12 protein-coding genes are annotated in these 23,215 nt (G+C 72.6%); 4 read left to right on the forward strand and 8 right to left on the reverse strand.

Going from position 1 to position 23,215, the window contains the following annotated elements; genetic code table 11:
• Window positions 1–236 precede the first annotated feature (236 nt).
• Window positions 237–1,397, forward strand: coding sequence for a lantibiotic dehydratase (locus IA22_RS34420; RefSeq protein WP_245229634.1), 1,161 nt, complete (start codon window positions 237–239; stop codon window positions 1,395–1,397).
• A 225-nt stretch (window positions 1,398–1,622) separates the two neighbouring features.
• Here the strand turns inward: IA22_RS34420 and IA22_RS0131520 are convergent, their stop codons facing one another.
• The 3 genes from IA22_RS0131520 to IA22_RS0131530 all read right to left on the reverse strand — a co-directional run bounded on the left by IA22_RS0131520 (window position 1,623) and on the right by IA22_RS0131530 (window position 16,331).
• Window positions 1,623–8,846, reverse strand: coding sequence for a non-ribosomal peptide synthetase (locus IA22_RS0131520; RefSeq protein ID WP_030125564.1), 7,224 nt, complete (start codon window positions 8,844–8,846; stop codon window positions 1,623–1,625).
• A complete protein-coding gene (locus IA22_RS0131525) occupies window positions 8,843–15,349 on the reverse strand; it encodes a non-ribosomal peptide synthetase (RefSeq protein ID WP_030125565.1) in 6,507 nt (2,168 codons plus the stop codon). The genes IA22_RS0131520 and IA22_RS0131525 overlap by 4 nt, the downstream gene beginning before the upstream one ends.
• Before the next feature lie 61 nt (window positions 15,350–15,410).
• Window positions 15,411–16,331, reverse strand: coding sequence for a TauD/TfdA family dioxygenase (locus IA22_RS0131530; RefSeq protein WP_030125566.1), 921 nt, complete (start codon window positions 16,329–16,331; stop codon window positions 15,411–15,413).
• 295 nt (window positions 16,332–16,626) lie between these two features.
• Here IA22_RS0131530 and IA22_RS0131535 point away from each other — a divergent pair, with 295 nt between their 5' ends.
• Together IA22_RS0131535 and panD are read left to right on the forward strand one after the other, a co-directional pair.
• A complete protein-coding gene (locus IA22_RS0131535; protein WP_030125567.1) occupies window positions 16,627–17,997 on the forward strand; it encodes an MFS transporter in 1,371 nt (456 codons plus the stop codon).
• Window positions 17,998–18,048: 51 nt separating this feature from the next.
• Window positions 18,049–18,474 (forward strand): aspartate 1-decarboxylase, encoded by a 426-nt coding sequence (gene panD / locus IA22_RS0131540; RefSeq protein ID WP_014152227.1) that lies wholly within the window; start codon window positions 18,049–18,051, stop codon window positions 18,472–18,474.
• Window positions 18,475–18,549: 75 nt separating this feature from the next.
• Here panD and IA22_RS0131545 read toward each other — a convergent pair whose 3' ends face one another.
• From IA22_RS0131545 to IA22_RS0131565, 5 genes are all read right to left on the reverse strand, one after another.
• Complete coding sequence (locus IA22_RS0131545) at window positions 18,550–19,230, reverse strand: response regulator transcription factor (RefSeq protein ID WP_014152226.1); 681 nt, start codon at window positions 19,228–19,230, stop codon at window positions 18,550–18,552.
• Complete coding sequence (locus tag IA22_RS0131550; RefSeq protein ID WP_015580244.1) at window positions 19,227–19,847, reverse strand: helix-turn-helix transcriptional regulator; 621 nt, start codon at window positions 19,845–19,847, stop codon at window positions 19,227–19,229. The genes IA22_RS0131545 and IA22_RS0131550 overlap by 4 nt, the downstream gene beginning before the upstream one ends.
• A gap of 344 nt (window positions 19,848–20,191) precedes the next feature.
• Window positions 20,192–21,214: a 2,3-diaminopropionate biosynthesis protein SbnB gene (gene sbnB, locus IA22_RS0131555; RefSeq protein ID WP_030125569.1), complete on the reverse strand. Its 1,023-nt coding sequence runs from the start codon at window positions 21,212–21,214 to the stop codon at window positions 20,192–20,194.
• On the reverse strand, window positions 21,208–22,347 hold the full coding sequence (gene sbnA / locus IA22_RS0131560) for a 2,3-diaminopropionate biosynthesis protein SbnA (protein ID WP_038273205.1): 1,140 nt from the start codon (window positions 22,345–22,347) through the stop codon (window positions 21,208–21,210). The genes sbnB and sbnA overlap by 7 nt, the downstream gene beginning before the upstream one ends.
• 32 nt (window positions 22,348–22,379) lie before the next feature.
• Window positions 22,380–22,631 carry an MbtH family protein gene (locus tag IA22_RS0131565; protein ID WP_014152222.1) on the reverse strand — a complete coding sequence of 84 codons (252 nt, stop codon included), beginning with the start codon at window positions 22,629–22,631 and terminating at the stop codon, window positions 22,380–22,382.
• Between the two features lie 263 nt (window positions 22,632–22,894).
• On the opposite strand from IA22_RS0131565, the gene IA22_RS34425 reads away from it, so the two are divergent.
• Entirely contained in the window at window positions 22,895–23,203 is a 309-nt protein-coding gene (locus IA22_RS34425) for a hypothetical protein (protein ID WP_030125571.1), read from the forward strand.
• Window positions 23,204–23,215 lie beyond the last annotated feature (12 nt).

Here is a 23,215-nt window from a genome sequence, read left to right on the forward strand (position 1 = left end):
GGGCGTGTCGATCGTTCGGTGGGTGGGGTGGAGATCGATGCGGGGGAGGGGCTGACGGAGTCGTCGTCGGTGTTCTTCTCCAGTTGGTCGATCGACGCGTTGGCCAGGACGTTGTCGGCGGACGACCGCCTGATGGCCTGGATACCCCCACGCCGCATTCCCTACATCCGGGCCGACTCCGACGACGGACCGGTCCGCATTCCCGGCCGCACCCCGCAACAGGCGCTCTCGAGCGGGTGGGTGATCCGGAGCTGCGGCGGGGCGCGCTGGAGCCGTTGGAGGTTTTGGAGCGGGGCCGTGAGCGGGTGGAGGCGGCCGGCCGTGATGCCTCTGCTCTGTGCGAGGCGCTCGCCGCGCTGGAGGAGGACTTCACCCGCATCACCGACACCGCGTCCCAGCGCGCCAAGGGCACCCATACCGCGCCCAACCGCTCGCTGGTCTACTCCGACACCCGGCGCTCCGCCACCGCCCGCGTCGGCAGCGAGGTCCTGGACGCCATGGCACCCCTGGACCCGTTGATGACCAGTGCCGCCTGGCTGATGGCCCGGCTCGGCGCCCGGGTGGAGGAGCGGGCCACCGAGGTCTACGAGAAGCTGGCCGCCGCCTCCGGCGGGGACCGGGTCAATCTCGCCGACTTCTGGTTCGGCTGCATGCCGATCCTGCACGGGGCCGCCGTCACGGACGCCCAGGAGGTGCTGGAGGAGTTCCAGCGCCGCTGGGCGCGGATCATCCCCGTCCCGGACGGCGCGCGTCAGGTCCGGACGACGCACGCCGCGATCGCTTCCCAGGTGGCCGAGGCGTTCCCCCCGGCCCCCGCGGCCTGGACCGCCGCCCGCTATCTCAGCCCCGATGTGCTGATCGTCGCCCGCGACACCGAATCGGTCGGAAGGGGCGACTTCGAACTGGTCCTGGGCGAGCTGCATCTGGCCTCCAACACCGTGGGCGCCTCGCTCTTCGTCAGCCAGCACCCGGAGCCGGCGGAACTCCTGCGGATCACCGGGCAGGACCACCCCGGCCCCCGGCTGCTGCCGCTCCTGCCCAAGGAACACAAGTCGCGGCTGTCCGTCAGGGTGCGCAATGTGCTGGTACGGCCGGAGGACTACTACATAGCCCTGCTGGAACTCACCGCCGACCCGCACCGGGACCGCACCGTGCTCAGCGCCGACGCCCATGTCACCCGACGCGGGGACCGGCTGGTCGCACTGCTCCCGGACGGCGGCGAGTTCGCCGTCACCGACGTGTTCGGCCATGTGCTCACCACCCTGGCCATGGACATGTTCCGGCTGTTCCCCGACGCGGATCATGTGCCTCGGGTGGCGGTGGACAAGCTGGTGGTGAGCCGGGAGTCGTGGCGGTTCACGGGTGGGGATCTGGAGTTCGCGGAGGAGAACCACTGACAGCGCGACACCCTTCGACGGGGTGTCCGGCCGTACCGGCCGGGCACCCCGTCGTCGTCGTGCCCGCCCCGGCCCGCCTCGACGGCCGGTCCGGCCGGCCCCGGGTTCGTACGACGTGCGTGCTCCTCGCCGGACCGGCACGAGGTCCCCCGGCTCCTGCCCGCGGACAGCGCGAAGCCCGGCCGGAAGGGTCCGGCCGGGCTCCTGACTGTCCTTCCGCCCCGTTCAGTCCAGCAGTGCGGCCAAGGTCGCGGCCAGGGACGTCACATGGGGGAGACGCATGACTCCGAAGTGGTCGCCGGGGACCCGGTGGGCCTCGACGTCGGCGTTCAGCTCCCGCCAGCGGTTCAGATACTCCTCGTAGGTCTGGCCGAGAGCCACCTCGTGCTCACCACGCGCGAGTTCGTCGCTGATGATCAGATGCAACGTGCCGGGGAAGTAGCGGTGCCGGTAGGTGAGGGTCATCTCCATCACCTCGCGCCAGATCCGGGCCGACGGGAGCCAGACACCGGCCCCGTTCCGCTCGGGCAGCACGATCCCGGTCTCCGGGTCGGCGTCGTCCACCAGATGGTTCAGCAGGCGCAGGATCTCGTCGCGCAGCGCACCCGTGTCCTCCTCCGGACCCGCCGCGGCCAGCTCCTCCAGCTTGGCTGTGCAGCTCTCGATCAGCCTGAACTCCTCCCACAGCCCTTGCCGTTCGTGGCTGTCCAGACCCGGGTCGAGCAGGATGAACGTCACCTCCTCGCCGTCCCCCCGCAGCCGGTCCGCCATCTCGGCGGTGATCCCGCTGCCGCCGCACCACCCGAGCAGCCGGTAGGGGCCGTGCGGGCGGGCCCGGCGGATCTCGGTGACGTACCGCTGCGCCATCTCCGAGGCCGTGGGCACCGGCCGGCCGGGACCGGACTGGAGGCCGGGCCACTCGAGGGCGGCGACCGGCAGATCCTCCGCCAGGTGGGGGACCAGCCGCTGGTACCAGTGGGCGCTGCCGCCACCGGGGTGGACACAGAAGAGCGGTGCCTGGCCGCCCTCCTTGCGCAGCCACATCAGGGCGCTGCGCGAGGCGTCCCCGGTCTCGCCGCGTTCGGCCGCGGCCGCGATGGCGTCCAGGGTGTGGTGCTCCACGAAGGCCCGCACCGTCAGCTCCAGGCCGTGGCGTTCACGGAGCAGCGCGATGGCCCGCAGAATCAGCAGGGAGTGCCCGCCGAGCAGGAAGAAGTCGTCGTGCGCACCGACCTGCTCGAGGTTCAGGACCTCCGCCCACACCTCGGCCATGGCGCGTTCGGCGGCGGTGCGCGGAGCCACCGTCTCACCGCCGGTGTCGACGCCACCCGGCTCCGGGAGCGCGGTGCGCTCCAGTTTGCCGTTGGCGTTCAGCGGCAGCTCGTCCAGCCGGACCCAGGCGCTGGGCACGAGGAACCCCGGCACCCGCTGACGGAGGGCGGCCCGCAGCGCCGAAGGGTCGAAGGCGGTGTGCTCCGCCGGGACGACATAACCGACCAGCTGCTTGTCACCGTCCGGGCCCGGACGTACGGCCGCCGCGGCCTCGTGCACGCCGGGAAGACGGTTCAGCCCGGCCTCCACCTCGCCCAGCTCGATGCGGTGGCCACGGACCTTGACCTGGTGGTCGCGACGGCCCAGGAAGTGCAGGACTCCGTCCGGGTCCTGGCGGACCAGGTCGCCGGTCCGGTAGAGGCGTCCGCCGGGCCGGGCGCCGGTGGGGTCGGGTACGAAACGGTCGGCCGTCAGATCCGGCCGGCCCAGGTAGCCGCGGGCCACCCCCGGTCCGCCGAGCAGTAGTTCGCCGGTGACCCCGTACGGAACGGGGTTGAGGTCCTCGTCGGTGACCAGCGTGGTGGTGTGCGCGATCGGCGTGCCGATGGGGAGGGGCCGGTCCGTCTGCTCCACGGTGAGAGCGTGCTGCCCGGTGGCGAAGGTGGTGCACTCGGTCGGCCCGTACATGTTGCTCACCCGCAACCCGTGACCGAGCGCGGTCCGCACCCGGTCCGGGGAGAGCACGTCCCCGCCGGCCAGCAGCGCGCGCAGACCGGTCAGCGCCTCCGGGCAGCTCTCCACCATGAGGTGGAAGAGGCTGGTCGTCAGGAACGCCACGGTCACGCGTCGTTCCCGCAGCACCTCGGCGATGCCCGCCGTGGTGGGCGTGCCGGGCGGGGCGAACGCCAGCCGGCCGCCGTTGGCCAGCGTGCCCCACAACTCGAAGGCGGAGGCGTCGAAGGCCAGCGGGGAGACCACCAGGACGGTGTCCCTCGGCCCGATCTCCGCGTGGTTCTCGCCGTGCACCAGGCGTACGACGTTGCGGTGGGTGATCTGGACGCCCTTGGGGCGCCCGGTGGATCCCGAGGTGTAGATGAGGTATGCGGTGTTGTCCGGGGAGGTGCCCGCTTCCGGAGCGGTGTGCGGGTGCGTCTCCAGCTCGCCTCGTCCGGCGTCCAGCAGTACGGTCCGGATGCCGCCCGTGAGCAGGCCGGAGAGACGGTCGGCCAGCGCGGCATGGGTGACCAGCAGCCCGGCGCCGGAATCGGCGAGCATGTAGCCGATCCGCTCCTCGGGATACTCCGGGTCGACCGGTACGTAGCAGCCGCCCGCCTTGACCACGCCGAGCAGGGCGATCACCGTCTCCGGGCCGCGCTCCAGGCAGACCGCGACGGGGTCCTCGGCGCGCACCCCACGGGCCCGCAGCAGGTGGGCGAACTGATTCGCCCGGGCCTCCAGTTCGCCGTAGGTCACGGTCGAGTCGCCGTCGATCAGCGCCACGTCCCCGGGCCGGGAGTGGCGGGCGATCAGCTCCGCCAGGGTCACCTCGGGCGGCGGCGGAACGTGCGCGGGGGCGACGGTGGGCCTGGCCAGCGCAGCGGCGCTGAAGGCGCCGGGGGCGGACTCCGGCCGCTCGGCCATGGCCCGCAGCACCTCCACGAAAGCGGTGGCCATCGCCTCCAGCCGGTCCCGGCCGGCCCAGCCCGGACGGCAGGTCATCCGCAGTTCGCCCGGGAAGGTCCACACGTCGAAGGTGAACTCGTTGGGGCTGCTGTCGGTGACTGCCTCCGGGGCGGAGCCGGACTGGTCCAGCACGTGGAAGTCGAGATAGCCGAAGACCACGTCGACCAGCGGGGTCCCCGTACCCCACTCGCGCTGCATGGCGGGCAGCGGATAGCGGCGGTGCGGCCAGACGGCGGCCTCCTCGGCGAAGACCGCGCGCAGCAGTTCCTCCCAGCTGGGTGCGTCCAGGTCCACCGCGAACGGCACGGTGTTGAGGTACATGCCGCGCACCTCGTCGCCGTCCGGCAGCTCGGGGCGGCCGTTGCAGACGGCGCCCGCGAAGAAGCGGCGCTGCCCTGAGATCAGCCCCAGCAGGGTCAGATGGGCGGTGTAGAGCACCGTCTTCAGCGAGGTGCCGGTACGGGCGGCGAGTCCGCGCAGCGCCGGGTCCAGCCCGGCCCAGGAGACCCGGACCTCGTGGGCGGGTCCGCCGGATTCCGCGAGCGCGGTGGGCGCGGGCAGCTCCAGGCGGGGGAAACCGCTGATCCTGCCCTGCCAGAACGCCCGGTCCTCCGCCGAGCCGAGCGCCTGCCGCTCCAGCGCGATGAAGTCGGCGTACCGGGCTTGCGGCGGCGGGGTGACGGCGCAGTCGGCGTCCTCACGGATGCGGTCGTAGTCCGCGCGGATCTCCTGGATCACCGAATGGTGGCTCCAGCCGTCCAGGATGGCGTGACACTCCGTGTGTGTGAGGGTCCAGGTGCCCTCGCCGGTCCGGTGCACGTGGTAGCGCAGCAGGGGGGCGCGTTCCAGATCGAACGGTTCGCGCTGTTCGGCGGTACGGAACTTCGCCATCGCGGCGCGCTGTTCGGCGGGAGCCAGCCCTCGCAGATCGGTGAACCCGACCTCCGCCTCGGCCTGCCGGTGCACCAGCTGGAGCGGTGCGGAGAAGCCGGAGAGCCGAAAGGAGGTGCGCAGGATCTCGTGCCGGTCGACGAGCCGCCGGATCGACTCGCGCAACGCGGGCAGGGAGAACGGCCCGTCGTCGGTGAAGTGGAAACTGCTGACGTTCTGGTAGGTGTTGGCCTCCGGGTCGGCCAGCAGCTCGTAGACCATCCCCGCCTGGACCTCGCCCAGCGGATAGGCGTCGGCCAGCCCGTCCGGCAGCCGCTCCCGGTCGGCCGGGTCCAGCTGGACGAAGGGTGCGACCAGCTGGTGGCCCTGCCCGGTGCCGGCGGTCTCGGTGGCGACGGTGGCCAGTCCGGCGACGGTGGGGTGGGTGAACAGATGCTGCACGGACAGCTCCAGGCCCCGGCCCCGGAGAGCGCCCACCGCACGGATCGCCCGGATGGAGTCGCCGCCGAGGTCGAAGAACCGGTCGTGGACACCGACCTGGTCGAGGTCCAGTGCGACGGCCAGCTCCTCGGCTATCGCCCGTTCCACCGGACCACGGGGAGCCGTGTACTCCCCGGCCCGGCTGTCGCGGCTGCGGTCCGGGGCGGGCAGTGCCTTGCGGTCGGTCTTGCCGCTGGCGGTCAGCGGCAGGGCGTCCAGAACCATCCAGTGTCCGGGCACCATGGCGTCCGGCAGCCGCTCGCGCAGCCAGACCCGGATCGCGCCGGAGTCGGGCGAGGCCTCTCCGGGGCGGCCGGTGAGATAGGCCACCAGGCTCTGCTCGTGCACCGTGACGGCTGCGGCGGCCACCGCGGGATGCTCGTGGAGCACCTCCTCGATCTCGCCCAGCTCGACGCGCTGGCCACGGACCTTGACCTGGTGGTCCAGGCGGCCCAGATAGTCGATGGAGCCGTCCGGCAGGTAGCGGGCCAGATCCCCGGTGCGGTACAGCCGTCCGCCCTCCGCCCCGCCGAAGGGGTCGGGGACGAAACGGTCGGCGGTCAGCGCCGCCCTGCTCAGATAGCCGCGAGCCAACTGGACCCCTCCGAGCAGCAGTTCACCCGGGACCCCGACCGGAACCGGCCGCAGCGCCGCGTCCACGATGTAGGCACGTGTGTTGGCGATCGGCTTGCCGATGGTGACCCGCTGCCCGGGGACGCACGGGGTGCTGGTGACGTCCACGGCGGCCTCGGTCGGGCCGTAGAGGTTGTGCGGGGCGATCCCGAGACGGTTCACGGACGCGGTGACGAGGTCCCCCGGCAGTGCCTCCCCGCTGCACACGACACGCCGGAGCGACGGCAGAGCGGGGACCGGGCCGGCGAGGAAGGCCCGGAGCATCGACGGCACGAAGTGCAGGGTGGTGACGGACTCCTCGGCGATGGTCCGCGCCAGATAGACCGGGTCCCGATGGCCGCCGGGGCGGGCCATGACCAGGGTGGCGCCGGTGGCCACCGGCCAGAAGAACTCCCAGACCGAGACGTCGAAGCCCATCGGGGTCTTCTGGAGCACCCGGTCGGTGGCGTCGAGGCCGAACTCCCTCTGCATCCAGTGCAGGCGGTTGACGATCGCCCGGTGCTCGACCAGGACCCCCTTGGGGCGGCCCGTGGAGCCGGAGGTGTAGATCACGTACGCGGCGTCGCCCGGTCCGGGAGCGGCCCCGTCCCGGCCGGGAACCCCCTCGGGCAGGAGCCCGCCGCGTGCCAGCGGCAGGACCGTGACGTCTTCCGGTACGCCGGCGGGTCCGGCCCCGGTGTCGGTGAGCAGGATCCGGGCCCCCGAGTCCGCCAGCATGTACTGCCGTCGCTCCAGGGGGAGTTCCGGTTCCAGGGGCAGATAGGCGCTGCCCGCCTTGAGTACGCCGAGGAGCGCCACCAAGAGGCCCCGGGAGCGTTCCAGGCACACCCCGGTGACCGTGCCGGGCCCCGCGCCGCGGGCCCGGAGCGCGGCGGCCACGGCGTCCGCGCGGTGGTTCAGCTCCGCGTAACCGAGCGTGCCGTCCTCGTCGGTGACGGCGACGGCGTCCGGGGTGGCCGCCGCCTGGGCCTCGAACAGCCCGTGCAGCGTTCCGGCGGGGAACGGGACGGCGGTGTCGTTCCAGCGGTGCACCACCTCGTGCAGCTCCGGTCCGGACATCAGCTCCAGCCCGCCCACCGGGGCCTCCGGGTCGGCGACCGCGGCGTCCAGCAGCCGGGTGAAGTGGCCGGCCATGCGGGCCGCCGTGGCCGCGTCGAACAGGGCGGTGGCGTAGTTGAGCCCGCCGGAGAGCGAGCCGTCGGGCTGCTCGGTGACGCTGAGCGTCAGATCGAACTTGGCGGTCCTCTCGCCGACCGCGAGCCGCTCCACCGCCAGCCTCCCCGCACCACCGCCGTCGGTCTCCCGGGAGTCCTGTCCGTCGGCACCCTCCCAGAGGAACATCGCGCTGAAGAGCGGTGTGCGGGAGGGGTCGCGCTCCGGGGCGAGGGCGTTCACCAGCCGCTCGAAGGGCACCTCCTGGTGGCCGTAGTCGTCGAGCGCGCCTTCCCGCAGCCGGGTCAGCACCTCGCCGAAGCCGGGGTCACCGGAGAGATCGGTGCGCAGGACCAGGGTGTTCAGGAAGAGCCCGAGCATCTGCTGCGCCTCGGCCCTGTCCCGGCCGGAGACCGGGGTGCCCACCGCGATGTCGGTGCTGCCGGTGTACCGGCTCAGCAGCACCTTGAACGCGGCGAGCGTGGCCATGAACGGCGTGGCGCCCCGCTCACGCGCCAGCCGGGAGAGACGGGCGGCGACCTCGGCGGGCACGGTGAACGGGGCGACCGCCCCGGTGTCGTCCCGGACCGCCGGACGCGGCCGGTCGGTGGGCAGTTCCAGCGGTGCGACCCCCGCCAGCCGTCGGCGCCAGTAGCCGAGGCCGTCCTCCAGCCGATCCTCGCCGAGGCGTGCGCGCTGCCAGACGGCGAAGTCCGCGTACTGGAGGGCCGGCGCCGAGGGCTCCGGGCCGGCCGGCTGCCGCAGCCGTTCGGTCAGCTCGCGCACCAGCAGGTCTTCCGACCAGCCGTCCGCCGCGATGTGGTGCACGGTCACGAAGAGCGTGTGCTCCTCGGCCGCGCACCGGGCCAGTACCGCACGGACCACGGGCCCGTCGGCCAGGTCCACCGGCTGCCGCCCCGAGGTGCCCAGAGCGGCCAGGCGGCCGGCGCGGTCCTGAGGGTCCAGCCCGGTCAGGTCCTCCTCCGCGAGGTCCACCGGCGCGGGCGCGTCGATGACCTGGACCGGGTCGCCCCCGACGACCGGGTAGCGGGTACGCAGCACCTCGTGCCGCGCGACCAGCGCGTCCAGCGCGCCACGCAGCGCCCCGGTGTCGAGGGGACCGCTCAGCCGCAGCGCGGCCGTCATGAGATAGGCGGTGGAGCCCGGGCTCAGCTGGTCCAGCACCCACAGCCGCTGCTGTGCGAAGGAGAGCGGCAGCGGGCCGCCGCGCGGCGCGCGGGTGATGCCGTCGGACGGGGCGGTGGCGGCCGCCCCGCGCAGCCGCTGCCTGAGCAGCCGTGCGCGGAGTGCCGCGGGGTCGAGCGTCTGGTGCGTCATCGTGCGCCTTCCGGGCTCAGCAGTTCTGCGACCTCTGCGTCGGAGAGCTGGGCGATAGCGGCCTCGACGGCCTCGGTGACGGCCGCCGCGAGGGTGGCGACGGTGGTGTATTCGAAGAGCCGGCGCAGCGGGATGTCCACCGCGAAGGACTCCTGGATCCGGGCGAGCACCCGGGTGGCCAGCAGGGAGTGGCCGCCCAGGGCGAAGAAGTCGTCCTCGGCCCCGACCTGTTCGAGGCCGAGGGCCTCCGCCCATATCGCGGCGACCGTCTCCTCGGCCGGGTCCCGGGGCGACACGAAGGCGCGTTCGGTGCGGGTGGCCGGTGCGGGCAGCGACTTGCGGTCGATCTTCTGGCTCGACGTCATCGGCAGGGTGTCCAGGGCGGTCCACAGGGCGGGGACCATGTAGTCGGGCAGCCGCTCGCGCAGATATTCGCGCAGGACATCCGGATCCGGGGCGGGGGAGTCGTCCCGGCCGGTCACATAGGCGGCCAGCTGCCGATCGCCCGGCGTGATCTCGGGTGCGGTCACGGCCGCCGCGCCGACGCCGGGATGTCCGGTCAGGGCGGCCTCGATCTCGCCGAGCTCGATGCGCAGCCCGCGGACCTTCACCTGCTGGTCGATCCGGCCCAGGAACTCCAGGGTGCCGTCCGGCCGGTACCGCACCAGGTCGCCGGTCCGGTACAGCCGCTCGCCCGCCCCGCCGAACGGGTCGGGCACGAACTGTTCGGCGGTCAGCTCGGGGCGCCCGTGGTAACCGCGGGCCAGCCGGACGCCGCCGACGCAGAGTTCGCCGGGGACGCCGACCGGGACGGGACGCAGACGGGCGTCCAGGACGTAGGCCCCGGTGCCGGCGAACGGGCGGCCCAGCGGCATGGACGCGGTGCCCCGCTCCCCGTCGTGACCGGCCGCCCCGGTGTGCAGCAGGCAGGTGACAGTGGCCTCGGTGGGGCCGTAGCAGCAGACGAACCGGCCGGGCAGCCCGCTCGCGGACCACTGCCGCGCGTCGGCGACGGTGACCACGTCGCTGCTGAGGTTGATCAGTTTCAGCCCGGTGAGCACGCTCGTGTCGTAGGCCATCACCTCCCGGTAGTAGGCCGGGGTGGTCTCCATGACCGTGACGCCGTGTTCGGCGAGGCGGGCGGGGAGTTCGGCCGGGCTCCAGAAGAGCGGATCGGCGATCACCACGGCGGCACCGGTCAGCAACGGAGCCGCGATCTGCTCCATCGAGACGTCGAAGGTCAGCGAGGAGAGCTGCACCACCCGTTCGCCGGGGCCGATGCCGTAGGCGTCGGCAGCGATCCGGCAGTGGTGGGCGTAGGCGCGGTGGTCGATCATCACGCCCTTGGGGCGCCCGGTGGAGCCCGAGGTGTAGATCATGTAGGCCAGGTTGTCCGGGGCCGCCGGGACGTCCGGCAGCGCTTCCGCGGTGTCCGCGGCGCCGTCGAGGCCGTCCACCGTGAGCACCTGGTGGCCGTCGCCGGTGAGGGAGTCCGCGTGCTCGGTGGTGGTGACCACGAACCGCGCTCCGGAGTCCTCGACGGTCCGGGAGAGACGCCGTCGCGGATGCCGGGGGTCGAGCGGTACGTAGACGGCGCCCGCCCGCAGCACACCGAGCAGGGTCACCACGGCGTCGATGCCGCGTTCCTGGCACGAGGCGACCACGGTTTCGGGACCGGCGCCCAGCGCCCGCAGCCGCCGGGCGAACCGTGCGGACCGCGCCTCCAGAGCGGCGTAGTCCAGCTGCTCCGCACCGAAGACGAGGGCGGTGGCGTCCGGGGTGCGGGCGGCCTGCCGGACGAACAGCTCCGGCACGGTCAGGTCGCGTTCGGCCTCAGGGACGATCTCCGGCAGCCGGGCGGCGTACGGGTCGGGCCAGCTGCCGAGCAGCTGCCTCCGTTCGGCTTCGGGCATCAGCTCCAGAGCCGCCACAGCGGTGTCCGGCGCGGCTGTCACGGACTCCAGCAGCCGCAGGTAGTGGGCGGACATCCGCTCCACCGTGGCACGGTCGAACAGCGCGCTGGCGTACTCGAACCAGCAGTGCATCCGCCCGTCCGGGCGCTCCTTCACGGTCAAGGTGAGGTCGAACTTGGCCGTCTGGGGGCCCGCCTTGAGCGGCTCGGCACGCAGTCCGCCCAGGGTGGTGGTCAGCCCGCCCATGTGCTGGTGTTCGAACATCACCTGGAACAGCGGGTTGCGCGAGAGATCGCGTTCCGTTCCCAGCTCTTCCACGAGCTGCTCGAACGGCACGTCCTGGTGCGCGAACGCCTCCAGGCAGACCTCCTTCACCCGCGCCAGCAGCCCGGAGAAGGCGGGGTCGCCGCCCAGATCGGTGCGGATCACCAGGCTGTTGACGAAGAGGCCGAGCAGCCCCTCCGTCTCCTCCCGGGTACGGGCGGCCACCGGGACGCCCACCGCGATGTCGGTGCGCCCGGTGTAGCGGTGCAGCAGCATCTGGAACGCGCCGAGCAGGGTCATGAACGGGGTCGCGCCGTGCCGGTTGGCCAGCTCGGTGACCGCCCGGGCGACGGACTCGGGCACATCGACGACGACGGTGTCACCGGCGGCGTCGCGGGTCGCTGTGCGGGGCCGGTCGGAGGGCAGCTCGACCGGGGTGAGACCGCCCAGGCGCTCCAGCCAGTGCTCGAGGTGGCGGCCGTTCTCCGGGCCGTCCTCCCGGCCCCGCTGCCAGGCGGCGAAGTCCGCGTACTGGACCGGGCCGGGGCGCAGCGGCGTCGGCCGGCCGGCGGCGAGGGCGGTGTAGGCGGTGTCCAGGTCACGCAGGAACACCTTGGTGGACCAGGCGTCGAAGGCGATGTGATGGGCGGCCAGCGCCACCCAGTGGTCCTCGGGGGCGGCGCGGATCACGCTGACCCGCAACGGGTGTTCGGCCGAGAGGTCGAAGGGGGCGCACAGCGCCTCCTCCAGCAGCTCCCGAGCGCGGGCGGCCAGGTCCTTCGTACCGTCGCCCGTGCCGGTGAGGTCCACCAGCCGGAACGCCACCGGCCCCGGCGGGTCGACGAGCTGCACCGGGTCGCCGTCCCGGTCGGCGTACCGGGTGCGCAGCACCTCGTGCACCCGGGCCACCTCGTCCAGCGCGCCTCTGAGGGCGGCGGTGTCCAGCGGCCCGCGCAGCCGCAGTGCCAGCGGGATCAGGTACTCCTCGCTGCCCGGCTCCAGCCGGTCCAGGAACCACATGCGCCGCTGGCCGAAGGAGAGCGGCAGCTCGCCGTCCCGGGACACGGGGACGATGCCGGCGCCGTCACGGTCCTGAGCGGCCTCCGCCGCCCCGACGGCCCGGTCGATGCGGGCGGCGAGGGCGGCGGGGGTGCGGTCGGCGAAGAGCTCGGCCACCGTCATCTCGATGCCGAAGGCACGGCGCAGCCCGAGGACCAGCCGGATGGCGAGCAGCGAGTGGCCGCCGAGCGCGAAGAAGTCGTCGTCCGGTCCCGGCTCGGGGACCTCCAGGACCGCGGCCATGGCCTCGGTGACGGCACGCTCGGTCGCCGTACGCGGTGCGGTACGGTCCGTCGCCGTCGCGGCCGGCGGCTGCGCGGCCTCCTCGGGCCCGGGCAGCGCACGCCGGTCCACCTTGCCGCTCGCGGTCAGCGGCAGGGCGTCCAGGAGCACCAGCCGGGACGGCACGACCGCGGCGGGCAGCCGTGCGGCGAGGTGCGCCAGCAGTTCCGCCCGCAACCGCGCGTCGGCGCCCCCGGGGGCGGAGGGGACCGCGTAGGCGGTCAGCTCCCGTTCACCGTGGGCACCGACCCGGGCGACGACCGCTGACGCGGCGGCCCCGGGGTGCGTCAGCAGCAGGGCTTCGATCTCGGCCGGTTCGACCCGGACACCATGGATCTTCACCTGGTCGTCGGTCCGGCCCAGGAACTCCAGGGTGCCGTCGGTCCGCCAGCGCGCCAGGTCACCCGTGCGGTACCAGCGTCCGCCGGGAACGGCGGCGTACGGATCCACGCCGAAACGCTCGGCGGTCTGTCCGGGGCGGCCCCGGTAGCCGCGTGCCAGCCCCGCACCCCGTACGCACAGCTCCCCCGGCACACCGACCGGTACCAGCACGTCGGCCCGGTCCACCACGGAGACGCCGACGCCGGGCAGCGGAGCGCCGATGGACACCGTGCCGGAACCGGGCAGTCCCTCGCCCGTCCAGCGGTGGGCGGTCGAGTCTATGGAGCACTCGGTGGGGCCGTAGGTGTTGGAGATCTCCACCCCGGGCACCACGGCCCGCAGCCGCTCGCACAGTTCGGTGGTCAGCGGCTCGCCGGCCGAACTGACCAGCCGCAGCGCCGTGCAATCGGAGAGTGCCGGCTCCTGGACCAGCAGGCGCAGCACGGAGGGCACCAACTGGAGCAGGGTGACGCGGTGGCGGGCCATGGCGGCGGCCATCACGGACGGGTCCCGGTGCGCGTCCGCCGGGGCCATCACCACGGTGCCGCCGGAGACCAACGGGGAGAGGAACTCCCACAGGGACGCATCGAAGCCGATGGTCGTCTTCTGAAGCAGCCGGTCGGCGGCGGTCATCGCGTACGCCTCCACCGACCACAGCACCCGGTTGCGCAGCCCGCCGTGCGTGACCACCACTCCCTTGGGGGTGCCGGTGGAACCGGAGGTGTACACGAGGCAGGCCGCGTCGTCCGGGCCCGCCGGGTAGGGGAGGGTTTCCGGCGGCCCGCCCGGGGCCGTCCTGGCGGCGGACCACTCACCGTCCAGCGCCCGTACCCGGGGGCTGTCCCGGAAGAGGTCGCGCAGCGCCTCCTCCGTGAGCACCAGTTCCGCCCCGGAGTCCGTCAGGAGGAAGTCCCGCCGGACGTCCGGGAGATCCGGCGCCAGCGGTACATGGACGCCGCCGACGGCCAGCACGGCCAGGATCGCGGTCACCAGCTCAGGGCCGCGGTGCAGGCTGACCGCGACAGGGTCGCCGGGGCGTACGCCCTCGGTGTGCAGCCGTCCTGCCAGCTGTGTCACGCGCTCGGCCAGCCCGGCGTAGTCCAGGTGGCCGCCGTCGTCGGCGACGGCCGTCGCCCGAGGAGTGGCGGCCGCCCGGTCGAGCACCAGCCGGACCAGGCCGTGGCCGGATCTGTCCTCCCCGGCCGGGCGGGGCGTGCCCTGACCCCACGTGGTGAGCGTGGCGCGCTCCGCCGGGGCCGTGAGCTCCAGCCGCTCCACCGGGGTGCCGGGCGTGGTGACCGCCTGATCGAGCAGATACAGGAAGTTCTCCGCCATCCGCTCGATCCGGTCCCGGTCGAAGAGCGCGGTGGGGTAGATGAACTCCCCTCCCATGGAACCGTCCGGACGCTCCGTCAGATGCAGGGAGAGGTCGAAGGCGGAGCTGCGCGTTCCGCCGTCCACCCGGGTGACCCGCATGCCCGGCAGTGCGAACGGGCGGCGGTGCGCGTTGTGCAGGGCGAACCCCGCCTGGAAGACCGGGTTGCGGCCCGCGTCCCGTTCGGGGGCGAGGGCCGCGACCACCCGCTCGAAGGGCACCTCCTGATGGCTGTAGGCGTCCAGGGTGGTGTGCTTCACCCGGGACAGCAGCTCCCGGAAGTCCGGTGCGCCACCCAGATCCGTACGCAGCACGACCGTGTTCAGGAACAGACCGATCAGCCGCTCGAGCCGGGCGTCGTCCCGGTTGGCGAGGGAGACCCCGACCGCGATGTCCTCCGCGCCGGAATAGCGGGCGAGAAGCAGCTGGTAGGCGGCCAGCCCGGCCATGAAGACGGTGGTTCCCTGCTCCTTGGCGAGCGCGGAGAAACGGGTCGCCAGCGATGCCGGCACGGTGAACGCCACCGTGTCCCCCGAGGCGTCCCAACGCGGCGGACGCGGACGGTCGGTGGGCAGCTCCAGAGGCACCGCTCCCGACAGCTGCTGCCTCCAGTAACGGAGTTGTTGATCCATCAGTTCCGGCTGCGCCGACCACCACTCGCGCTGCCATTCCGCGTAGTCGGCGTACTGGAGCTCCACGGGCTCCAGGGGTTCCGGCGTCGGATCGCGGTCGGAGGCGAACACGCCGTACAGCTCGCGCAGTTCGTCGGCGAGAAGGCCCCAGGACCAGCCGTCGAAGGCGATGTGGTGAAAGGTGAGCAGCAGGGCCCAGTCCTCCGGTGCCAGACGGACCACGGCCACCCGCCAGGAATGGTCCCGGCGCAGGTCGATCGGCGTGCCGGCCCAGCTCGCGCCGAACTCCCGCAGGCTCTGCTCGCGCCGGTCGGCGGGGACATCACCGAGATCGGCGAACTCAGGTTTCACCGGCTCGGGTTCGTCGATGACCTGGACGGCGACGCCGTCCTCGTCGGCGTACCGGGTGCGCAGTACCTCGTGCCGGGCGGCTGTCTCCGTGAGCGCGGCGGTCAGCGCCCCCGTGTCCAGCGGTCCCCGGATTCTGAAGGTCTCGTGCATCAGGTACTCGGCGGCGTCACCCGACCTGAGCTGGTCGAGCAACCAGAGCTGTTCCTGTGCGAAGGACAGCGGATATCCGCCGTCGACGGGTGCCATCGGTCGTGTCTCCCTGGGCATGTGGTGATGGGGCGGTAGGTATACGGGAACGGACGGAGGGTCAGCCCCGCTCGACCGGTCCGCTGGAGGGCTCGGCCATGGCGACGGCGATCTTCCGAGGGCCGGTGAACGGCTCCCGGGCGTGCGCGGCGAGCATGTTGTCCACGACCAGCACGTCTCCCTGCTGCCAGTCGAAGCGCCGCTGTTCGGCGCGGTAGCAGTCCCTCAGATGGCTCACCACCTCGTCCGGGACCGGGGCGCCGTCGCCGTAGTACGTGTTGGTCGGCAGGTCCGGCTCGTCGTACATCTCCCGCAGCGCGGCGCAGAGATCGGGCCCCAGCGTGGTGACATGGAAGAACGTCAGGTGGTTGAACCACACCCGCTCCCCGGTCACCGGGTGGTGATGCACCGCCTCGCGGCGGGCGCGCGTCCGCAGGCCTCCGGCGGTCCACTCGGCGACGACCCCGTTGCGCGCGCAGTAGGCCTCCACCTGGGCCCGGTCCTCGGTGTTGAAGGCGTGCTGCCACGGGACGCCGAATCCGTCCGTGAAGTTGCGCACCACCATCCAGCCGCGGGCGGCGAACTCCTCCCGGACCTCCGGGGCGATGGCGGCCAGCACCCGCCGGGTGTCGGCGAGCGGGGTGGAGCCGAGAGTGTCGGGCGGGGTCACGCAGGAGAAGAACAGGGTCAGCGGCCAGGTGGCCTGGTAGGAGTTCTCGTTGTGCAGGAAGATCTCCTCCGAAGGCGGATAGTCGGTCGAGGTGTACACCTGGCCCTTGATGGTGGACCGGGGAGAGGAGCGCTCGGCGTACGTCAGCGGCTCGCCACCGATGGTGCGGACCGTCTGCTCGAAGCCGTCCACCCCGTCGTGGCCGAAGCCGCGCAGCAGGACGGCGCCGTGCTCGCGCAGCCGGGCGCGGATCTCCTGGCGGGCGGCGGTCAGCTGGTCGGCCGGGGAGTCCTTGCCGGTTGCGGCGGTCATCAGATGGGGCAGCGTCTGTCCGGACGCCCGAGGCCCGCCGGCCGCCGGCGCGAACAGCGCTGAAGGGTTCGCAGTCATACCCGTCAGGGTCGGCGCACCACTCCCCGTCGGGCAGAGAACATCCGGCGGAGTCGTCGGCACGGCAGGTGCGCGCCTTTCTGCGCGTCCTTCCCTGGGCCGCCCGTCGCTCGCCGGGCACGCTGGCGGCACCGTGCGCTCGGCCGTCCAACCGGTGTGCCGGGCATCGTGTGCGGTTGTCGAAAGGATTCCCCATGTCTGAGTGGAGAGCATGTCCATGAGCAGGGTCGCCGAGGACGCGGGTGTCGTTCCCGCGCCGCCGCCACTGCGGCGCAACCGGGATTTCATGTTGTTGTGGAGCGGTTCGGCGGTGGCGATCATCGGCTCCACGGCCTCCACGGTGGCCTATCCGCTGCTGGTGCTCGCGGTGACGGGCTCGCCTTCCGCCGCCGGGGTGGTCGGCTTCGTCGTCCTGCTGCCCGCCCTGCTCTTCCAGCTTCCGGCCGGGGTCCTGGTCGACAGCTGGAACCGCAGACGGGTGATGATCTGGTGCGACGGGCTGCGGGCGGCCGGCGCGGCCACGGTGGTGCTGGCGCTGCTCGCCGGTGAACTGCGGCTGGCGCACGTGATGGTGGTCGGCTTCGTGGAGGGCACCCTCACGGTGCTCAACGGCCTCGCCTCCACCGCGGCGGTGCCCAACGTGGTGCACCGCAGCCAGCTGTCGGCGGCACTCGCGGGGAACGAGGCGCGCGGCCGGGCCGCCACCATGATCGGGACCCCGTTGGGCGGCATCCTGTTCGGCCTCGGCCGGGCGGTGCCGTTCGTGCTGGAGACCTTGGCCTATCTGGTGTCGCTGGCGACGCTGCTGGGCATCCGGAAGGAATTCCAGGCGGCACGTCCCGGCGAACCCGCGCCGGCCGGGAACGGCCCGGGCGGCGACGCCGCGACGGGCAGCCGTCGTGACCGCGCCCTGCGGCAGGCGGGCCGGATGGCCGAAGGGCTCACCTGGCTGTGGCGGCGGCCCCTGCTGCGGACCACCGCGCTCCTGGTGGCCGGCAGCAACCTGCTCTTCCGCGCCCTCTTCCTGGTGATGATCGTGCTGCTCGCCGAGGAGGGCGCCGGCCCGGCCGCGATCGGCCTGCTCATCGGCGTGGCCGGCGGCTGCGGCATGCTCGGTTCCCTGGTCGCAGGCTGGTTCGGACGCACCCTGAGGCTGAACGCCCTGGTCATCGGCGCCAACTGGGTCTGGGCGCTGCTGATGTGCGTGCTGGCCTTCAGCGGCGGGCTCTGGCCTGCAGCGATCGCCTACACCGCCATGTGGTTCGTCGGACCCATCTGGAACGTGGCGGTGGGCAGCTACCAGCTGACCGTCACCCCCGACGATCTGCGAGGCCGGGTGCTCAGCGCATCCAGCCTGCTGGCCAACGGCGCCCTGCCGCTGGGCGCCCTCGTCGGCGGCCTGCTCCTGGACGCCTTCGGGGTACGGGCCGCGGCGACGGTCCTGGCCGGGTGGATGGTGCTGATGGCGCTGGCCGCCACCCTTGCCCGCCCGGTACGCCGGGCGACCATGACCGCGATCAACGACCCGGCAGGTCCGGCCCCCGCCGAGTCCCGGGCGGTCCCCACGACCGCCGCCGACTCACACTGAGACGACCGCCCCCATCCCCGCCCCCGCCCGACACACGCAGGAGACCACGCCATGTTCCGCACCATGTTCAAGTCCAAGATCCACCGTGCCACCGTCACCCAGGCCGATCTGCACTACGTCGGATCGCTGACGATCGACGAGGACCTGATGGACGCCGCCGACCTGCTCCCCGGCGAGCAGGTCCAGATCGTCGACATCACGAACGGCGCCCGGCTGGAGACCTATGTGATCTCCGGGGAACGCGGCAGCGGCGTCATCGGGATCAACGGAGCGGCGGCCCGCCTGGTGCAGCCGGGCGATCTCGTCATCATCATCTCGTACGCCTCCGTGGCGGACGCCGAGGCCAAGGCGCTCGTGCCCTGCGTGGTCCATGTGGACCAGCACAACCGGCAGGTGTCGCTGACCGGTTCGGACCTTGCCGAGCCGGTACCGGGCAGCGGCACCGTCCGGGGCGACCTCCTCCGTCCCGGGAACTGAGAACCGGCCCGAGGACCCGGGAAGGGCGCCGGCCCGGCGCCCTTCCTCAGGCCACCGGGCGGAGGCGCGGGCCGGTCAGATGAGACCGGCCCGCACGGCGCGTGCCACCGCGTGAGCGCGGTTGCGCACCTGGAGCCGGGCCATCAGCTCGTAGATGACGTTCTTGACGGTGTGCTCCGAGCAGGACAGCGCTCGGGCGATCACCGCGTTGCCATGGCCCTCGGCGACCAGGGTGAGTACCACGGTCTGGCGCGGCGTGAGCGGAGCAACCGCCTGCTGCGCACGGGGGACGCCGGGGGCCGGCGCCACGGGCCGCTGTGCGGTGCCCAGCAGACGTACCAGGACGCCGTAGGGCACCCGGCCGTCACCGTGGTGCGCGGAGTGCACGGCGGCCACCAGCTGCTCCGGGTGGGCGTCGGCGGTGCGCAGGATGGTCCGGGCCCCCACCCGCACGGCGCGCAGCACGCTGTCGGGGGAGACCAACTGGGCTGCCACCAGAAACCCTCGGCGGTCCGGGTCGTCCGGAGGCGAGCAGGAATCCACCGCCTCGTCCACGGTGCGGCCGGCGGCCAGCAGCACGACCCCGGGGCCCGGCTGCGAGTCCTCCGCGAGCGGGATACCGGCCCTGGTGAGCCGCTGGTGCCAGGACCGGCGCAGGCCGTCGTTGGCGGCGCGCACATGGACGCGTACCGGTGCGGGGCCGTAGGACGCGGGGATCCCCGGGACGTGGTGGCCGGGCAGTCTCGCGGGGCTCACAGCAGACCCGCCCGCAGCACGTAGGCGACCGCGTGGGCGCGGTTCTTCAGCCGGAACCGCTGCGTCACGTTGTGCAGGACCGTGGTCACCGTCCGCACCGAATAGCAGAGTTCGTCCGCTATCGCGCTGGTCTCATGTCCGTCGGCGACCAGCCGCAACACCGCGCGCTCCCTTTCGCTGAGCCCCGCGGCACCCCAGGAGTCGGCGACGCCCGGGTCGGCGCCCTCCGCGCGCTGCTCCAGGAGCCCGTCCAGCAGATCGGGCGGCACCGCGCAGTCACCGCCGGCCGCGGCCAGGACGGCGTGGGCCAGGCGCGGACCACTGGTCTCACGGCGGCGCAGCAGGCCCCGGGCCCCTGTGGCGATGGCGTGCAGTGCCTCCACCGGGCCCAGTTCGGTGGCGACCAGGACGACCTCCGGACGGTGCTCGGCGGCCCGGGTGCGACGCAGCAGGTCCAAGACCGGTTCGGCCACCCGGTCGACCACGACCACCGTCACATCGGGCCGTTGCTCCCCGACGACAGGCCGTACCTCCGCGAAGCCGTCCAGCGCGCTCAGAGTGCCGGCCTCCAGCACCGGGTCCAGAGCGATGACGCTCACCCGCACCGGATTCCTCATGGATCCTCCTCGGTTCGTGCCGGCTCTCGCCGGCACCACCGAGCATCGTGGCCGCGGCCACGCGGGACATCGGTGCGCGGCACCCAGATTTGTGCCGTACCCCGCCCCCTGCCCGTCCACCGGAGTCTTCGCCGCCCTACGCCCGGGCGGACGCGTCGGGCAGAACCGGTTGTTCCCCTTCCAGGCCGCTCTCGTCCGACCGGTCCTCCAACCCCGTGCTGACCTGCCCGGGAGCGGTTTTCGGACCGAGGTGGGGACGCGCAGGCGAAATATGGGGGGCCGTTCCCCATAGATCTTCTCGTCCGGCGCCCCACCTGGGGCACCGGACGAGAAGGGCTGCCCGCTCAGCCGGAACCGGTCGCCCGGGGCTCCGGCAGGAAGCCGGTGATCTCGGTGCCCACACCCGCTGCACGGGCCCGGCGGAGCACCAGCCCGGCCAGCGCCAGGTCCAGCACACCGAGTCCGAACGGCGAGAACAGCGTGATGCGTCGCGGGTCGCGGTGGCCCGCGTCCGTCTTCCGCAGGAGCTCCCCGAGGGTGCTGTCGATGAAGGACCGGCTGCCCGACCGGGTCTCCGCCAGGTGCACGGAGGTGGCGGCCCGGCAGACGTGGTCGGGGTCGTCCACCACGTTCACCGCGTCCAGCACGCCTTCCACCGTGACGTCCCGCAGCGAGACGTGCAGTACCAGGGTGCCGGGACGACACGCGCGCAGGTCCAGGTGCGGCACGGTGGCCGTGGTCGCCAGGCTCACCAGCCGGTGCGTGCCCAGCGCTTCCTCGGCGCTGTCCGCCACACGCACGACTCGTCCGGCCCCGCCGAACTCCGAGGCGCAGCGCTCCCGGAACTCCTCTGCCCGGCCGGCGTCCAGATCGAAGACGGTGACGTCGGTCAGCTCGGGCCGTACCACCAACAGGAAGCGAAGAACCTCGAAGTTGATCACACCGCAGCCGATCAGCGCGACACCGGTCTCCTGACCGCCCTCGGCCGGGAGGCTGGCGGCGGCGAGCGCGGCGCTCGCCGCAGTGCGCCGGGCTGAGATGGTGGAGCCCTCGACCAGAGCCACCGGCTGTCCGGTACGCGTGGAGTTGACGATGATCGCGGCGGAGGCGCGCTCCAGGCCGTCGGCGACATTGCCGGGGAAGGAGGCGATCCACTTCATTCCGGCCAGGGGCTCCGGCCCGCCCAGATAGGCCGGCAGCCCGATGATCCGGTTGCGGGTGTCGTCCGGGAAGCGGAGGAACACCGAGTGGGGCAGCGACGTCTCCTCGTCGGCATGGCGCAGATACGCCTCCCGTACAGCGTCCAGCACCTCCCGCTCCCTGCCGTCCAGAAGCCGCCGGACGTCTCCGTTGCCGAGCGTCAGCACGGTGCCACCTCGGTCATCTCGCTGGTGTCGGCCACGTCGGCCACCTCGTCCTTCCACAGGTGGGTGACCTCGCCGAACTGAGCCTTCACCCACCCGTCGTCGTAGATCGTGTTCAGATAGCGTTCGCCGCGGTCCGGCATCAGCAGCACGCACGAGGAGCCGTCCGGAATGCGTCCGCTCAGCCGTTCCAGGGCCGTGGCCACCGCGCCTGACGAGCCGCCCAGCAGCAGCCCCTCGCGTAGCGCCAGGCGGCGGCAGCCCACCAGGCTGTCCAGATCGCTGACGTGCACCACCTCGTCGGCGAGACCGCCCCGGTAGAGCGGTGGGCGCACTGCCGCACCATGACCGGGGATCAGCCGGCGAGCGGTCGGCGGCCGGAAGATCGCACTGCCCTCGGCGTCCACGGTGATCACCCGGGTGGGAAGCCGGTGGTCGCGGATCAGGTCACCGCAGCCACGCAGGGTGCCGGAGGAGCTGATCGTGCAGAACAGGTAGTCGGGTGCCTGGCCCAGGTCCTCCACGATCTCCGTCATGGTGATCCGGTGTGCCCAGGCGTTGCGGGGGTTGGCGTACTGGTTGGGCCAGTACGCCCCGGGCACCGCCGCGACCAGCTCCCGCACCCGCGCGATCCGCACCGGCTGGAACTCACCGGTGACGGGGTCGCCTTCGTCGACGGTGTGCACCTCGGCACCGAGCGCTCGCATGATCGCGATGTTCTGCGGATTGGTCCGCGGGTCCACCACACAGATGAACCTGAGATCCATGGCACGGCACATCTGCGCCATGCCGACACCGAGGTTTCCGGAGCTGGACTCGACCACGGTGCCGGTGCCGGGCACCACCGCGCCGGTGGCGACCGCGTGGCTCAGCATGGTGTAGGCGGACCGGTCCTTGATGCTGCCGCCGGGACTGACCGACTCCAGCTTGGCCCAGACCCGGAACCGGGCACCGGGCAGCAGCCGGGTCAATTTCACCAGAGGTGTCCCGCCGACGGCGGACAGTGCCCCGGTGCGGTCAGCGCCGTACGCGGTGGGCGCGGGTCCGGACGGATCGGTGGCGTCGGGTGGTATGGCTTCCTGGTCCGCCCGCGCTACGGGCGCCGGCCTGTATCTCGGCTGGGAGACGGAGTTCATCGCCGGGTTTCCCCTCGGTGTCGGTAGGCGGATCAGACCGGGATGCTCTGTCGTCCGCCCTGACCGCCCGCCGCCCCGGCGGCATCGCTCTCCATCCGGCGGCGCAGACTGGCGGGACGCATGTCCGTCCACACCCGGCCGATGTGCTCCAGGCACTCCTGCTTGGTGCCCTCGGTCCCTTCGGCCCGCCAGCCCGCGGGCAGTTCGCGGTCGGCCTGCCAGATCGAGTACTGCTCCTCGTCGTTGAGCACGACGCGGTAGACGCTTTCGGTGTGGTCGGACATCGCCGTCCCTCTTCGGTAGGTGGGGGCGCAGGGATCGATACCGCGCCAGAGCGAGCGTCCCTTTTGACGACGGCCGGACGTAGAGACAAAAGGGCAGCGGTGACGGCGACGGCGGGCCGCTGTTCCTTCCCCTGCCAAAACGATCGGCGTGTACCGCTCGACTTCTCGGAGGGACGTTCGTCGGTCGATGTCTGTTCCTGCTGCCGTTGATGCCGGCTGATCCGAGGTTGCCGTGCCGCACGGCCGTGCAGCAGGATCGGGTCATGTCCCGATCAGTAGGACCGCACACCGCTGACCCATGTCCCCGGTGCCTCGTCGAAGCGGTCCGTCCGGGCTCCCCGATGACGGTCGAGGGGCGCGATGTGGTCGGCTACCTCTGCGAGCAGTGCACGCACATGTGGAACCGGCCGGTCGAGGGCGATCTGGAGGTCCACGACGTCGTCAGGGTGGATCTCCCCGGCGCCACGCTCTACGGCACCGTTCGGCAGGTGGAAGAAGACCGTGTCCAGGTACGCGTCCAGGACGGTCAGCGGCTGCTGTGGGCCGAGCGTTGGCGACTCATCCTCCACTGACCGACAGCCGAC

It is taken from the genome of Kitasatospora papulosa (assembly GCF_000717245.1).
In the GTDB taxonomy this organism is placed as follows: Bacteria; Actinomycetota; Actinomycetes; order Streptomycetales; family Streptomycetaceae; genus Streptomyces; species Streptomyces papulosus.